This is a genomic window from Streptomyces sp. NPDC127119 (assembly GCF_042677425.1).
In the GTDB taxonomy this organism is placed as follows: domain Bacteria; phylum Actinomycetota; class Actinomycetes; order Streptomycetales; family Streptomycetaceae; genus Streptomyces.
Genome location: NZ_JBHXTO010000019.1, coordinates 89,128 through 103,274 on the forward strand (window position 1 = coordinate 89,128; position 14,147 = coordinate 103,274).

Here is a 14,147-nt window from a genome sequence, read left to right on the forward strand (position 1 = left end):
CACTACCCGGCACCACTGACAACGCCCCTGGATCGCGCTGACCAGCGGCTTCTCACCGATCTCCCGCTGACTCACCGTCAGTTCCGCCCGAGTCCCGCCAAGTCCCGCCAAGTCCCGCGAGCCGACTCAGCGGACGCGGGCCGACTCCGGGCCCGCTCCGGGCCCGCCGGGATCGCGTCCCCGTCAGACAGACGCGCGTGTAGGACCGCACCGCCGTCCACCGCTCATCCGGCGTCCGGCACGTACCTCACTGCGTCGCCGTCACCACGGCCGCCTGGGGCCTTATCGGCAGCCGGTTCACGGGGCGTCCCGTGGCCGCCCGGACCGCGGACGCGACCGCCGCGGGGGACGTGACGACCGGTACCGCGCTGACGGCCTTCGCTCCGAAGGGCGCGACCACGTCACGCTCCTCGACGAGCTTGACGATGCGGATGTCGGGGGCGTCGAGGGCGGTCGGCAGCGAGTACCCGGTGAGGTCGGGATGGCGGACGAGCCCGCGCGCGGTGCGCAGGTTCTCCGTGAGGGCGGCGCCGATGCCCTGGGTGACGCCGGCCTCGATACGGGCGGTGAGCTGCGCGGGGTTCAGGATGCGGCCCACGTCCTGGGCGAGCGCCAGTTCGACCACGCGCACCGAGCCCAGCTCGATGTCCACGTCCACCACCGCGCGGATCGCGCAGAAGGCGAGGCCCACGAAGGCGTCGCCCTGGCCCGCGCCGTCCAGCGGCTCGGTGGGGTGCGGGCGGCACTGCGCGGTCGCCCACAGCTCCTTGCCGTCCATCGCCTCGGCGACGGTCGTCGACAGCACGCCGTCGTACGAGGTGATCTTGCCGTCGGTGATCTGGAGCAGTTCGGTGGACATGCCGAACTTGTGGGCCAGGGGCTGCAGCAGCTGCGTACGGACCATCTTGGCGGCCCGTTCGACGGCGCCGCCGGACACCCAGGTGTGCCGGCCGCGGGCGCTGGGGCCCGCCGGGGGCTGGTCGGTGTCCACGGAGGCCACATGGACCTCTTCGATGCCGAGCGTCTCCTGGACGATCTGCCGGGCCAGCGTGGTGAAGCCCTGGCCGGTCTCCACGGCCGCGCAGAGCACGGTGGCGATGCCGTCGTGGACCTTCACGGTGGCCGTCGAGACCTCGTCGGTGCCCTCGGCGCCGAGCATGTGGACCATCCCCAGGGCGTAGCCGACGCCCCGCCGTACGGCGCCGGGTTCCCCGGCGCCCTCGGGGCCGCCGGGGAGCAGCCACTCGTCCTCGGGGGTGTCCTTGGGGAGGGCGGGCAGCGGGTGGTCCTGGACGGCCTGGAGCAGTTCGGCCACGGGGGCCGGGCAGGTGACCGTCTGGCCGGTCGGCAGGACGTCCCCGGTGGCCAGTACGTTGCGCAGGCGCAGCTCGGCGGGGTCGACGCCGAGCTTCTTGGCCAGCTTGTCCATCTGGGCCTCGTAGGCGGCGCACACCTGCATGGCGCCCTCGCCGCGTACGTGTCCGGAGGGCGGGTTGTTGGTGCGTACGGCCCAGCCCTCGATGAAGGCGTTCGGGACGACGTAGGGGCCGCAGGCGAAGGAGACGGCGGCGGCCAGGGCCTCCGAGGAGGTGTCCGCGTACGCGCCCGCGTCGAGGAGGATCTGCGCCTCGACCTTGATCAGCCTGCCCTCGGCGTCCGCGTGGTGGCGGTAGCGCAGCAGGGTGGGGTGCCGGTGGACGTGCCCGAGGAAGGATTCTTCGCGGGTCGCGGTCAGCTTGACCGGGCATCCGGTCTTGAGCGCGAGCAGCCCCAGGGGGAGCTGGAAACCCTGGTCCTCGCGGTCCGCGGTGGCGCCGGGCACGCCGGTGACGACGACCTTCACGCGCTCCGGCTCCAGGCCGTAGCAGGCGGCGGCCGTGTCGCGGTCGGTGTGCGGGTCGGTGGAGGCCACGTAGAGCTCGACCCCGCCGTCGGGGCGGGGCACGGCGAGGCCGGCCTCCGCGCCGATCGGGGCGGGGTCCTGGCGGCCGATGCGGTAGAGGCCCTCGACGACGACGTCTCCGGCCGCGTCCGGGTCGCCGTGGCGCAGCGGGATGTGGCGGATGAGGTTGCCGTCGGGGTGCAGGGGCTCGGCTTCGAAGGCCTGCTCCGGGTCGGTCACCGGGTCGAGGATCTCGTACTCGACGATGACGGCCGCGGCGGCCATGCGCGCGGTGTCGGGGTGGTCGGCGGCGACGGCCGCGATGGCCTCTCCGTGGTGGCGCACGACGTCGGAGGCGAAGACCGGGCGGTCGGCCCTGCCGCGGCCGAGCAGCGCGGTGCCGGGCACGTCCTCGTGGGTGATGACGGCCTGGACGCCGGGCATCTCGCGCGCGTGGGTGGTGTCGACGGACAGGATGCGCGCGTGCGGGTGCGGTGATCTCAGGACGGCGGCCCACAGGAGGCCCTCGGCCCACAGGTCCGCCGCGTACGGGAAGGTGCCCTCCGTCTTGGCGCGGGCCTCCGCGGACGGCAGGGACACGCCGAGACCGTGCGGCGGCGGTTCCGGTGCGGTGCCGGGCTGCGCGGTGGTCGCGGTGGCGGTGTCGTTGCTCACGCCTGGCCTCCGTCCTGACCGTAGGGCTGCTCGTGGGGCTGGTTGGACTGGTGGGGCTCGAACGCGGACGGGTTGACGCCTCCGCCGCCGGGGCCCGCCTGGTGCGGGATACGGGCCTCGTCGCCGTCCCCGGCGTGCTCGGCGGCCGTGTGGGCCTCTCGCTCGGCCACGACGTCGCGTACGGCGTCCAGGACGCCCCGGTAGCCGGAGCAGCGGCACAGGTTGCCGCACAGGGCCTGGCGGGTCTCCAGGTCGGTCGGCGCCGGGTTGCCCTCAAGGAGGTCGTGCACGGTCATCGCCATGCCCGGGATGCAGAATCCGCACTGCACGGCACCGCACCTGGCGAGGGCCCGCTGGACGTCCGAGGGCTGCCCGTCGGCGGCGAGGCCCTCGACGGTGCGCACCTCGCTCCCGGCGGCGGTCACGGCGGGCACCAGGCAGGACGCGACGAGCCGGCCGTCCACCTGGACGTTGCAGGCGCCGCACTCGCCCTGCGAGCAGCCGTCCTTGGCGCCCGCGAGGCCGAGGCGCTCACGCAGTACGTACAGCAGCGATTCGCCGATCCAGGCGTCCGTCACGGGCCGCTCGACGCCGTTCACCCGCAGGACGTACGAGGCGAGGGGGTGGTCGTTGTGCGGGGCGATGCCCTGGGGGTCGTCGGACCCGGACTCCTCGGCGGCCCCGGTGTCCGTGAAGGACGCGTCCGACGCGTCGGACGGGGCGTCGGGAGTCTCTTCGCCCGGCTCCTCCGTGGAGGCCGCCTCCGGGTCGCCCGCGGGGTCGTCCGCGAACTCCTGGTGGTCGTGCCGGGACGCGGCCCCGGAGGGTTCGTCGCGTCCGTCGTCGCGGCCCTGGTCGCGCTCCACGGAGACGGCGATCTCGTCGGCGTGCGCTCCGGAGACGTCGATGATCTCGGCGGCGCCGTGCTCGGCGGGGGCGTGCGGACCGGTCCCGTCGGCGGGCTGCTGCTGCTCGGGCGGCTGCTGGGCCCAGGGCTCGTTGGCCCAGGGAGCGGCCGCTCCGCCCGGCAGCGTGGCGGGCGGACTGCCGCCCCACTGCTCGACGAGCGAGGACGTGGTGAACTCGCCGGACTCGTCCGTCAGATCACCGTCGGCGAGCGGGATGGACCACTGTCCGGTGACGTCCTGACCCGAGGGGTCGTGCCCCGTCCCGTCGTGTCCCGTCCCGTCGTGTCCCGTCCCGTCGTGTCCCTGCGGGCCCTGGCCGCCCTGTGCGGGCTGGTCGAAGTCCCACTGGCCGGTGGCCCCGGGGTTGTACGCGAACTGGTCCTGGGGGGGCTGCAGGTGCTCTTCGGGGAGGGCGTTCGGGTCGGGCCACCGTACGTCCTGCCGCTGGCCGTGGCCGGCCGCCTCGGGCGGTGCGCCCCAGGAGCCGGCGGACCCGGGGTCGTTCTCGGCACCCGTGCCGGGCGCGACCGTTATCGGCGGCGGTACGTAGCCGTGGCCGGGCGCGGCGAGCGGCGAGTCCGCGAGGAGGGCGTCGATGCCCCCTTCGGGGAGCTTGACGAAGGCGGTGGCGCCGTCGTCGTAGTCGCCCTGGGGCAGCGGGTCCCAGCGGCTGCCCGCGCGGGGCCCGCCCTCACCGTGCTGATCTCCGTGCTGGTCGTCGGTCACGACAGTGCCCTCCCCAGTGCTCGTCGGGCCAGCGCGGCGACGGTGCGCCGCAGGTGCAGTACGGCGGGCGGCAGCGGCGGGACGGAACCGTCCTCCTCGGGGGCCGCGTCGGGGATGCAGGCCGCGGCGACGTACTCGCCGAAGGCGGCCAGCGCCTCGGGCACGATCGCGCGGTTGTTGTCCCAGTCGATCAGCGAGGCGACCCACTGTTCGGCGTCCAGGGGGCGCAGCGGCATCGGCGCTATGGCACCGACGGCGCACCGCACTCCGCGCCTGGCGGGGTCGAGGACGAGCGACACGGAGGCGATGGCGCGCCCCGGGCCGGTGCGTCCGGTCGCCTTCAGGAAGACCTGGGGCGCGTGCAGCAGCGGCACGCGCACGTACCCGATGAGTTCGCCGCCGCGGAGCATCTCCATGCCCGCGAGCAGGTGCGACACGGGGATCTCACGGCGGGCGCCGCCCGGGCAGGCGATGATGAGGGTCGCTTCCAGCGCGGCCAGCACCGGGAGCGCGTCCCCGGTGGGCGACGCCGAGGCGATGTTGCCGCCCAGGGTGCCCGCGTTGCGGATCTGCGGGGGTCCGGCGGCCCGCGCGGCGGCCGCGAGGGCCGGGATGAGGGCGGCGAAGTCGGGGCGCCCCATACGGGCGTGGGTGAGGCCCGCGCCGAGGAGCGCGTGGCCGTCCTGGTACTGCCAGCCGCGGATCTCGCTGATGCGGCCGAGGCCGACGAGTGCGGCGGGCCTCAGCTGGCCGGAGTTGACGGCGGCCATGAGGTCGGTGCCGCCGGCCACGGGAACGGCGGCGGGCATGGCTGCGAGCGCCGCCACGGCCTCGTCGAGTGAGGCGGGCAGCGTCACGGCGTGCGCCGCCTGCGGTGCGTGCGTGGTCAAACCGGCTGCCCCTTCCCGCTGCCCCACCTGGTCCCACCTGTGTTGCCGTACGGTACGTGCTGACAGGGCGGACGTGGCAACTCTGGCACATCTTCCCGGTTCCCCGACGCGGGGGTCCGCTAGGAGGCATTCCTACCCGCCACCAGCGGATGGTCCGTTTTCGCACCACATCGCCCACCGGAGCCAATTGGCGGTTTTCGTAGCCTCTTGGGTGCCTTTCTCCGCGGGGGCCGCCGTCCCGGGGTGCCGCGCCGGACGACACCCTCCGGGAGCCGCCTCACACGTTCGGGGGCGGCCCCTCGATCGGGCGTCCGAGGACCCCGGGGCGCCGCTGCCAGGGCAACGGCCCGGCGGGCGGCCGGTAGGCGACTCCCAGGGCGTCAAGTCGCGCGTAGTGCGCGGTCATTCGCTCCTCGAAATCCGCGAAGTCGCGTTCCGCGGGCGGGGGCAGGGCGCTCCAGGCGACCTCCGCGAAGGCCACGAGCCGCGGGAACGCCTGGTAGTCCACGCGGGCCCGGTCCTCCATCACCTCGGTCCACAGGTTGGCCTGAGTGCCCAGCACGTGCCGCGCCTGAGCGGGGGTCAGCTCCGGCGGAACGGGCTCGAAGCGGTAGACGTCCTCCAGGGTGCGCACGAAGCCGATGGGCACGGGCTCGTCGGGTCCTTCGGCCTGCCGGTGGTCGAGGTACACCTGCTGCTCGGGGCACATGACGACGTCGTGCCCGGCCCGTGCGGCCGTGATGCCGCCCCGGTATCCGCGCCACGAGGAGACGGCGGCGCCCGGGGCGAGTCCGCCCTCCAGGATCTCGTCCCAGCCGATCAGCCGGCGTCCTCGCGCGCTCAGCCAGTCGTCGAAGTGGCGGATGAACCAGGACTGCAGTTCGTCCTCGTCCGCGAGGCCCAGTTCGGTGATCCGCGCCTGTGCGGCGGGGGACGCCTTCCACTGGTCCTTGGCGCACTCGTCGCCGCCGACGTGGATGAACTCCGAGGGGAACAGGCCGAGGAGTTCCTCGAAGACGCCCTCGTAGAAGCGAAGGGCGTTGTCAGTGGGTGCGAGTACGTTTTTGGAGACGCCCCAGGTGTCCCAGACGGAGAGGGAGTGCGTGTCGATGACATCGGTGTTGCCGAGTTCCGGATATGCGGCGATGGCGGCCTGCGAGTGCCCCGGGATGTCGATTTCGGGGACGACGGCGATATGCCGTTCGGCGGCGTACGCGACGATCTCGCGGATGTCGTCCTGGGTGTAGAAGCCCCCGTGCGGCTTCTCCTCCCAGTCGGGCGAGGCGCGATGACCGAATTTGGTGCGTGCCCTCCATGATCCGGTCTCCGTGAGCTTCGGATACCGCTTGATCTCGATACGCCAGCCCTGGTCGTCCGTGAGGTGGAAGTGGAAGACGTTGAGCTTGTGCGCGGCCATCAGGTCGAGTTGGCGCAGGACGCCGTCCTTCGGCATGAAGTGCCGCGAGACGTCGAGCATCAGACCGCGCCAGCCGAATCGCGGTGCGTCCTCGATGGTCCGGTTCGGGACGACGTGGGTGACGCCCGGCCGGACTGGTGCCCGCCGGAAGGCTTCGGGGCCGATGAGCTGACGCAGTGTCTGGGCTCCCCAGAACACTCCGGCGCCGCTTCCGCCGCGGATCTCGATGCCCCGTCCGGAATCGGCGTCGAGTACGTAGGCCTCCGGCGGGAGGGACTCGTCGATACGCAACCGCACGGTGTTCGGGGCGTTTTCCGCACCGGTCGCGCTTTCGGTGCCGGACGTGTTTTCGGGGCCGCCTGCGCTTTCGGGGGCGGGCGGCAGCGAAAGCCCGAGGGCGGCGCCGAGGGTGAGGCGCAGCCAGCGTTCGGTGGTGCCCGTGCCGGGGCCCGCCGACAGGGTGGTGGCCGCGTCGAGCGGCACCCCCGGGCGGGCGGACTCCCGCACGGAGCGGGGCGCCGGGATCACCCCGGCCGGGGCGTCGGGGGTCGGGGCCACGGGTGTCGTGTCGTTCACGTCAGTCCTTCACCGCGCCGCCGAGTCCGGAGACCAGGCGCCGCTGTACGAGTACGAAGAAGATCAGCACGGGAATCGTCATCACCGTGGAACCGGCCATCACGCCGCCCCAGTCCGGGTCGTCGGGCTTGTAGAAGACGAGGAGGGCCATCGGCAGCGTGGACTGCGAGGTGTCGCTGATGATGAAGGATTTGGCGAACAGGAAGTCGTTCCAGGCGGAGATGAACGAGAACACGCTGGTGGCGACGAGACCCGGAAAGACCAGCGGGAAAAGGATCTGCCACAGGAACCGCGTCCGGCTCGCCCCGTCGATGTGTGCGGCCTCCTCCAGCGCCTCGGGGACGGCCTTCACGAAGCCTCGCAGCATCCAGATCGCGAAGGGCAGGGAGAAGGCGATGTGCGGCAGGATCAGCGCGCCCAGGGTGTTGAGCTGACCGAAGTCCCGCATCTGGAAGAAGAGGGGGATCGTCAGTGCCTCGACGGGCACCATCTGGGCGACCAGGAACATGATCAGCAGGGTGGTCCGGAAGCGGAAGCGGAATCGTGTCACGGCGGTCGCGGCGAGAAACGCGATGAGTGCCGAGACGGCGACGACGGTGACCGCCACGACAAGACTGTTGAGGAAGTAACGGCCGAATTCCTGCTGCCCGAAGACCCGCCGGAAGGAATCCAGCGACGGGGAGAGCGTCCAGGGCCGGGGCTCGCTCGACTCGATCTCCCCGGCCGGTTTGAAGGCACTGAGCACCATCCAGTAGAGGGGGAATGCGACCACCGCCGCGATCAGCAGCGCCGAGACCTCGGCGGCCAGCCGCCACGGCCGTCGCACGGAACGGCGTACGAGGTTTCGCACGAATCCGGTCCGCACGGAATCGCCGGACGTCACGGAACTCACAGCTCTTCCCCCTGCCTTCGCAGCAGCCTCAGATAGACGAGCGTGACCGCCAGCAGAATCAGCAGCATCACCACTCCGATCGCCGACCCGAGGCCGTACTGGGAGGACGCGAAGGCCTTTTGATACGCGTACACGTTCAGGACGAGGTTCTGGCCCGCGATGCCGCCGCCGTTCGTCATGACGTAGATCTGGGTGAAGACCTTGAAGTCCCAGATGACGGACTGGATGGTGACGACCACGAGGATCGGGCGGAGCATCGGCGCGAGCACCGAGCGCCAGATCCGCCACTGGGAGGCGCCGTCCAGGGAGGCGGCCTCCAGGACCTCGGAGGGCACGGCGCGGATTCCGGCGTACACGGTGACCATCACGAACGGGAAGGAGCACCAGACGACTTCGAGCAGGACGAGGGCGAAGGCGCTGTACCGGCCGTACGTCCAGGAGTGGTCGCCGAGTCCCAGGACCCGGTTGACCGGGCCGAAGTCGGGGTCGAACAGGAGCAGCCATACCGTGGACCCGGTGACCGCGGGGGTCGCCCAGGCGCCGAGGGCGGCGAGCATCAGGGCGAGCCGGGGGACGGCACGGACACGTGTCAGGAGGACGGCGAGCGCGCAGCCGACCGCCAGGGTCGACACGACGCACGCCGACGCGAACACCACGGTGGCGAGCAGGACCTGCCAGAACTGCTCGTCGCGGAAGAGCGTCGCGTAGTTCCCGAAGCCCTGGAAGGACGTCGGTTCCCCGCCGCTGACCTGGGCCTGGGTGTACTCCAGGAACGAGATCAGGCCGAGCTGGTAGACGGGGTAGACGAGCAGGCCGCCGATGACGACGAGCGCGGGGGCGAGGTAGAGCCAGGGCGTCCAGCCGCCGCGGGCGAGCGGGGATCTGCGGCCCGTCGCGGGGCCGCGGCCCGGCCGGGGCGCCTTCACGGCGGTCCCGGCCGACGAGCCCCGCGCGACGGGTCCGGCCGCCGGGGCCGGCCCCGGGGCGGACACCGCGAGCGGCCGGTCGGTCATCCGGCTCATCCGGCGGAGCTGAACGCGTCGTTCATCTTCTTCGCCGCGTCCTTGGAGGCGGCCTCCACGCCCTTACGTCCGCTGACGACCTCCTGGAACATCGTCGGCAGGACCAGGGACGCGTCGATCTGCGACCAGGCGGGCGAGGCCGGGACGAACTTGGCGCCGGAGCCGAGGGTCTTCACGAAGGGCTCGACGAACGGCTCGCGCTTCGCGACGTCCTGGCGCACGTCCGTGAACGTCGGCAGGAAGCCCATCGCGTCGAAGAGCGCGCCCTGCGTCTTCTTCGACGCGAGCTGTTCCATCAGGTCGACGGCGAGGGTGCGGTGGCTGGTGCTGTTGAGCACGCCGAGGTTGTTGCCGCCCGCGAAGGCGGGGGCGACCTCACCGGACTTCACCCCGGGCAGCGGGACGACCTTGTACTTGCCCTTGACCTTGCCCGCCTCGATCGCCGCGTGGCTGAAGTCGCCGCCGATGGCCATGCCGGCCTTGCCGGAGGCGAACGCCGTGACGGTGTCGTTGCCGCCCATGCCCGCGCACTTGGCGGCCGGACAGTTGTCGTCGCCGAAGAGCGAGGTGTACGCCTTGATGCCCTTCTGGGCCTCGGCGCTGTCGATGGTCGAGGCGTACGAGCCGCCCTTGCCCTCGGCCAGCTCACCGCCGTTGGACCAGATGAACGGCATCGCGCCGTACGTGTAGGCGCCGCCGACCGCGAGACCGTACAGGTCCGGCTTCGCCTGCCGGATCTTCTTGGCCGTGCTGATCATCTCGGCCTGCGTCCTGGGGACTTCGAGGTCCAGGTCCTCGAAGATGTCGGTGCGGTAGTAAAGGGCGCGCACCCCGACGAAGTACGGGGCTCCGTAGATCTTGCCGTCGACCGTGACGGACTGCTTGGCGGTCGGGTCGGTGTCCTTGGACTCGCTCCAGTCCGTGAACTCCTCGCTGACGTCCGCGAGTCCGCCGTCCTTGACGTACCCGGCGGTGTCCGTGTTGCCGTACTCGATGAGGTCGGGCGCGCTCTTGGGGTCGTTGAAGGCGGCCTTGATCTTCTCGGCGCGGGTCTCGACGGGGATGTACTGGACGTCGACCTTCGTGCCCTTGTGGGCCTTCTCGAAGGCGGTGACGACCCCGTCGACCACCTTCTCCTTCGGCGTGTTGGTGACCTCCTGGAAGAGCCACACCCGCAGGGTGCCGCTCTTCTCGTCCTTGCCACCGGAGTTGTCGGACGACTCAGGGGCGCAGGCGGTCGCCGTGAGCCCGGCGACGACGAGGGCGGCGATCGGGGCGGCCATACGGGCGGAGAGGGGTGCGAGCTTCATGGGGGCGTCCTCCGGGGGCGCGTTGCAGCATCTGCAATGGTGGTTTTGCGCTGCACAACACCCGGGAGGCTATGGAGTACATGAACATGCCCACAAGAGGTCTCAACCACTCTGTGACCGGCAGAAGCACTCCGTGCAACGGGCTCCCCGGACAAAGGCCCCGGATACGCCGCATACGCCGACCGCGCCGCGAGCCCCGCCGATCAGCCGGACACGACGGTCAGCCGGACACGACAGAGCCGCGGCACCCCGCACCGGGGCGCCGCGGCCGTACTCCGTCGCATTCGAGCCACGCGGCGCACCGCGCGCCACGGGAGAGCACCCCGCGGCCCCACGGCGTCGTGGGTGACGGGGGTACAGGGGTGCGCGGGAGACCGCTAAGGCCACGGGTGCGCTACTTGCCGCCGTCCTTGCCCTTACCGCCGCCGCCCTTGCCGTCGTCGCCGCCGGCACCCATGGACTCGTAGATCTCCTTGCACATGGGACACACGGGGTACTTCTTCGGGTCCCGGCCCGGGACCCACACCTTGCCGCAGAGTGCGACGACGGGCGTACCGTCGAGCGCGCTCGCCATGATCTTGTCCTTCTGGACGTAGTGGGCGAAGCGCTCGTGGTCCCCGTCGCCGTGCGACGTCTGCGGCGTCGGCTCTACGAGGGTTCCCGTCCCAGTGCCTCGCTGGGGCTGGGTCTCAGGCTCAAGAGTGCTCATAAACGCAAGAGTACTGAAGGCGGGGGACATCAGTTGAGCGAAGGGTCGTCCGGGTACGTGGCCACCATCGCCAGTTCGTTGCGCTGACGGCGCAGCACCTCGCGCCACAGCCGTTCCGGAGCGGGCGAGGAGACGTCACCGGGCTCGGACTCGACGACGTACCAGGCACCCTCGCCCAGTTCGCCCTCCAGTTGCCCCGGCCCCCAGCCCGCGTACCCCGCGAAGATCCGCAGGGAGCCGAGCGCCGAGGCGAGCAGCTCCGGCGGGGCCTCCAGGTCCACGAGTCCGATCGCCCCGTGCACCCGGCGCCAGCCGAGCGGCGCGCGCTCCCCGGAGGCGCCCCCCGGGATCACCGCCACCCCGAGCGCCGAGTCCAGGGAGACCGGGCCGCCCTGGAACACGACCCCGGGCTCCCCCGCGAGTTCCGCCCAGCCCGCGAGGATGTCACCCACGTCCACGGGGGTCGGGCGGTTGAGGACGACACCCAGCGAGCCCTCCTCGTCGTGGTCGAGGAGCAGCACCACCGCGCGGTCGAAGTTGGGGTCCGCAAGGGCGGGTGTGGCCACGAGCAGCCGCCCTGTGAGCGAGGACACCTCCGTCATGCGTGACATGATCCCGCATCTTCCCCGCGGACGGGGAGGCAATACCCGTAACCACGTGAATGCAGCTCAGGGCGTACTGGTGCAGGTGGAGCGCACAGGGGCGCCGGTGACCCCACGTGTCCGATTAGGCACGGTTCGTGTTGTGGCAAAGCTATGACGTGCCTGAGAGCCCCTCGGGCTTACTGAAGGGGGGTGGGGGGCCATTACCCTTGCTTCTTCGCCTCTGTCCCACCAATCGGAACGCGAGATACATGACCGTCAACGGCTCAGACGACGTACTCCTTGTCCACGGCGGAACCCCGCTGGAGGGTGAGATCCGTGTCCGCGGTGCGAAGAACCTCGTACCGAAGGCCATGGTTGCCGCACTGCTCGGCAGTGCTCCGAGCCGGCTGCGCAATGTCCCGGACATCCGCGACGTGCGGGTCGTACGCGGACTGCTGCAGCTGCACGGGGTGACGGTCCGTCCGGGTGAGGAGCCGGGCGAGCTCATCATGGACCCGTCGCACGTGGAGAGCGCCAACGTCGCGGACATCGACGCCCACGCGGGTTCGTCGCGCATCCCGATCCTCCTGTGCGGCCCGCTGCTGCACCGCCTCGGCCACGCGTTCATCCCGGGCCTCGGCGGCTGCGACATCGGCGGCCGGCCGATCGACTTCCACTTCGAGGTGCTGCGGCAGTTCGGCGCGACGATCGAGAAGCGCGCGGACGGCCAGTACCTGGAGGCTCCGCAGCGCCTGCGCGGCACGAAGATCGAGCTGCCGTACCCGTCCGTCGGCGCGACCGAGCAGGTGCTCCTGACGGCCGTCCTCGCGGAGGGCGTCACGGAACTCTCGAACGCGGCGGTCGAGCCGGAGATCGAGGACCTGATCTGCGTCCTGCAGAAAATGGGCGCCATCATCGCGATGGACACCGACCGCACCATCCGCGTCACGGGCGTCGACAAGCTCGGCGGTTACACCCACGCGGCCCTGCCGGACCGCCTGGAGGCCGCCTCGTGGGCTTCCGCGGCTCTGGCGACCGAAGGCAACATCTACGTCCGCGGCGCCCAGCAGCGCTCGATGATGACGTTCCTCAACACGTACCGGAAGGTCGGCGGCGCCTTCGAGATCGACGACGAGGGCATCCGCTTCTGGCACCCCGGCGGCCAGCTCAAGTCGATCGCGCTGGAGACGGACGTCCACCCGGGCTTCCAGACCGACTGGCAGCAGCCCCTCGTGGTCGCCCTCACACAGGCCACCGGCCTCTCGATCGTCCACGAGACGGTGTACGAGTCCCGCCTCGGCTTCACGTCCGCGCTGAACCAGATGGGCGCGCACATCCAGCTCTACCGCGAATGCCTGGGCGGCTCGCGCTGCCGCTTCGGCCAGCGCAACTTCCTGCACTCGGCGGTCGTGTCCGGCCCCACGAAGCTCCAGGGCGCCGACCTGGTCATCCCCGACCTGCGCGGCGGCTTCTCGTACCTCATCGCGGCGCTGGCGGCCCAGGGCACGTCCCGGGTGCACGGCATCGACCTGATCAACCGCGGCTACGAGAACTTCATGGAGAAGCTGATCGAGCTGGGCGCGAAGGTGGAACTGCCGGGCAAGGCACTCGGCTGACGATCAGCCCGGCCGGCGTTCGAGGCCGTCTTTCAGCGCACCACGATGGGGCGGCACCCGGAGTCCGGGTGCCGCCCCATCAGCGTTCTCAGCGAAGCGCTAAGCGCTAAGCGCTAAGCGCTTACTTGCCCTTGGCGGCTTCCTTGAGCTTGCTGCCCGCGGAGACCTTGACGCTGTAGCCGGCCGGGATCTGGATCGGGTCACCGGTCTGCGGGTTGCGAGCGGTACGAGCGGCACGGTGGGTGCGCTCGAAGGTCAGGAAGCCGGGGATGGTGACCTTCTCGTCGCCCTTGGCGACGATCTCACCGACGGTCTCGGCAAAGGCGGCCAGAACGGCGTCGGCGTCCTTGCGGGTCACCTCGGCACGGTCGGCCAGCGCGGCCACCAGCTCACTGCGGTTCATGTTGTTACTCCCGTGTTCTTCTTGCCGTTGAGGCGTGCCACGCGGCGGAGCCGCATATCGGGCACGTCGAAGCCGATGCTGCCAGGGTCCTCGGCGGTCCCCGGACCCGGGTCCGTGGCCGGACCCTCGCGCCCGAAGACGCATCCTGCCCCCACCTGCGGCGGGAAAGCCAATCCGGCACCCCTGGGAGTCACACGAAAAGCGCCACGGCCTCGAAATGGTGACGCTCCGTCCGCTCCCGGCAGCGGACCGCAGGCCCGGTGAGGCCCTGGCGGGCCCGCAGGGACCGAGTCATGGCCGCCACCCTAGAGGCGGGCCTGCGCCCTGTGTCCGGCGACGCGCCGGAACGGGGGCCGGGTGGCAACCGTCACAGTTGCCGCCGATCGGGCTTTTCTCGCCCCCGCCGCCCCTACCCGTCCCGTCACGAACTCAGGGGCTCCGCCCCCGAACCCCCGGTCCTCAAACGCCGGACGGGCTGAGAACAGCAGGGGCGCAGCCCCGCTGTTCAGGGGCGCTGGGAACAGCGCGGCCAGGCCC

At 71.4% G+C, this 14,147-nt stretch carries 11 protein-coding genes; 1 reads left to right on the forward strand and 10 read right to left on the reverse strand.

The genetic code is table 11. The annotated features are described in order from the left end of the window. Positions 1-247 precede the first annotated feature (247 nt). From ACFVH5_RS12125 to ACFVH5_RS12165, 9 genes are all read right to left on the reverse strand, one after another. A complete protein-coding gene (locus ACFVH5_RS12125; protein WP_385833437.1) occupies positions 248-2,557 on the reverse strand; it encodes a xanthine dehydrogenase family protein molybdopterin-binding subunit in 2,310 nt (769 codons plus the stop codon). After that, a complete protein-coding gene (locus ACFVH5_RS12130) occupies positions 2,554-4,191 on the reverse strand; it encodes a 2Fe-2S iron-sulfur cluster-binding protein (RefSeq protein ID WP_385833438.1) in 1,638 nt (545 codons plus the stop codon). Before ACFVH5_RS12130 ends, ACFVH5_RS12125 begins: the two co-directional genes overlap by 4 nt. Next, positions 4,188-5,081, reverse strand: coding sequence for a xanthine dehydrogenase family protein subunit M (locus ACFVH5_RS12135; RefSeq protein WP_107015942.1), 894 nt, complete (start codon positions 5,079-5,081; stop codon positions 4,188-4,190). The genes ACFVH5_RS12130 and ACFVH5_RS12135 overlap by 4 nt, the downstream gene beginning before the upstream one ends. A gap of 277 nt (positions 5,082-5,358) precedes the next feature. Further along, the gene (locus ACFVH5_RS12140) at positions 5,359-7,074 is read right to left on the reverse strand and encodes a beta-N-acetylhexosaminidase (protein ID WP_385833439.1); all 1,716 of its coding nucleotides are present in this window, start codon (positions 7,072-7,074) and stop codon (positions 5,359-5,361) included. Position 7,075: 1 nt separating this feature from the next. Beyond that, positions 7,076-7,957: a carbohydrate ABC transporter permease gene (locus ACFVH5_RS12145; protein ID WP_384805306.1), complete on the reverse strand. Its 882-nt coding sequence runs from the start codon at positions 7,955-7,957 to the stop codon at positions 7,076-7,078. A 5-nt stretch (positions 7,958-7,962) separates the two neighbouring features. Beyond that, complete coding sequence (locus tag ACFVH5_RS12150; RefSeq protein ID WP_385833447.1) at positions 7,963-8,979, reverse strand: carbohydrate ABC transporter permease; 1,017 nt, start codon at positions 8,977-8,979, stop codon at positions 7,963-7,965. A 5-nt stretch (positions 8,980-8,984) separates the two neighbouring features. Continuing rightward, positions 8,985-10,298 (reverse strand): extracellular solute-binding protein, encoded by a 1,314-nt coding sequence (locus ACFVH5_RS12155; protein ID WP_385833440.1) that lies wholly within the window; start codon positions 10,296-10,298, stop codon positions 8,985-8,987. A gap of 394 nt (positions 10,299-10,692) precedes the next feature. Then, on the reverse strand, positions 10,693-11,007 hold the full coding sequence (locus ACFVH5_RS12160) for a DUF3039 domain-containing protein (protein ID WP_314411964.1): 315 nt from the start codon (positions 11,005-11,007) through the stop codon (positions 10,693-10,695). Between the two features lie 29 nt (positions 11,008-11,036). Next, positions 11,037-11,609, reverse strand: coding sequence for a YqgE/AlgH family protein (locus tag ACFVH5_RS12165; RefSeq protein WP_385833448.1), 573 nt, complete (start codon positions 11,607-11,609; stop codon positions 11,037-11,039). A gap of 251 nt (positions 11,610-11,860) precedes the next feature. Here ACFVH5_RS12165 and murA point away from each other — a divergent pair, with 251 nt between their 5' ends. After that, positions 11,861-13,207, forward strand: a complete 1,347-nt coding sequence (gene murA, locus ACFVH5_RS12170) for a UDP-N-acetylglucosamine 1-carboxyvinyltransferase (RefSeq protein ID WP_210882209.1) — start codon at positions 11,861-11,863, stop codon at positions 13,205-13,207. A gap of 121 nt (positions 13,208-13,328) precedes the next feature. On the opposite strand, the gene ACFVH5_RS12175 is transcribed toward murA, so the two are convergent. Next, the gene (locus ACFVH5_RS12175; protein WP_007382399.1) at positions 13,329-13,610 is read right to left on the reverse strand and encodes an HU family DNA-binding protein; all 282 of its coding nucleotides are present in this window, start codon (positions 13,608-13,610) and stop codon (positions 13,329-13,331) included. Between the last annotated feature and the right edge of the window lie 537 nt (positions 13,611-14,147).

What these genes read in the sequence shown, in the direction of transcription:
- ACFVH5_RS12150 (WP_385833447.1), bottom strand. Translation starts at nt 8,979, where the DNA reads ATGACCGACCGGCCGCTCGCGGTGTCCGCCCCGGGGCCGGCCCCGGCG.
- ACFVH5_RS12155 (WP_385833440.1), bottom strand. Translation starts at nt 10,298, where the DNA reads ATGAAGCTCGCACCCCTCTCCGCCCGTATGGCCGCCCCGATCGCCGCC.
- ACFVH5_RS12160 (WP_314411964.1), bottom strand. Translation starts at nt 11,007, where the DNA reads ATGAGCACTCTTGAGCCTGAGACCCAGCCCCAGCGAGGCACTGGGACG.
- ACFVH5_RS12165 (WP_385833448.1), bottom strand. Translation starts at nt 11,609, where the DNA reads ATGACGGAGGTGTCCTCGCTCACAGGGCGGCTGCTCGTGGCCACACCC.
- murA (WP_210882209.1), top strand. Translation starts at nt 11,861, where the DNA reads ATGACCGTCAACGGCTCAGACGACGTACTCCTTGTCCACGGCGGAACC.
- ACFVH5_RS12175 (WP_007382399.1), bottom strand. Translation starts at nt 13,610, where the DNA reads ATGAACCGCAGTGAGCTGGTGGCCGCGCTGGCCGACCGTGCCGAGGTG.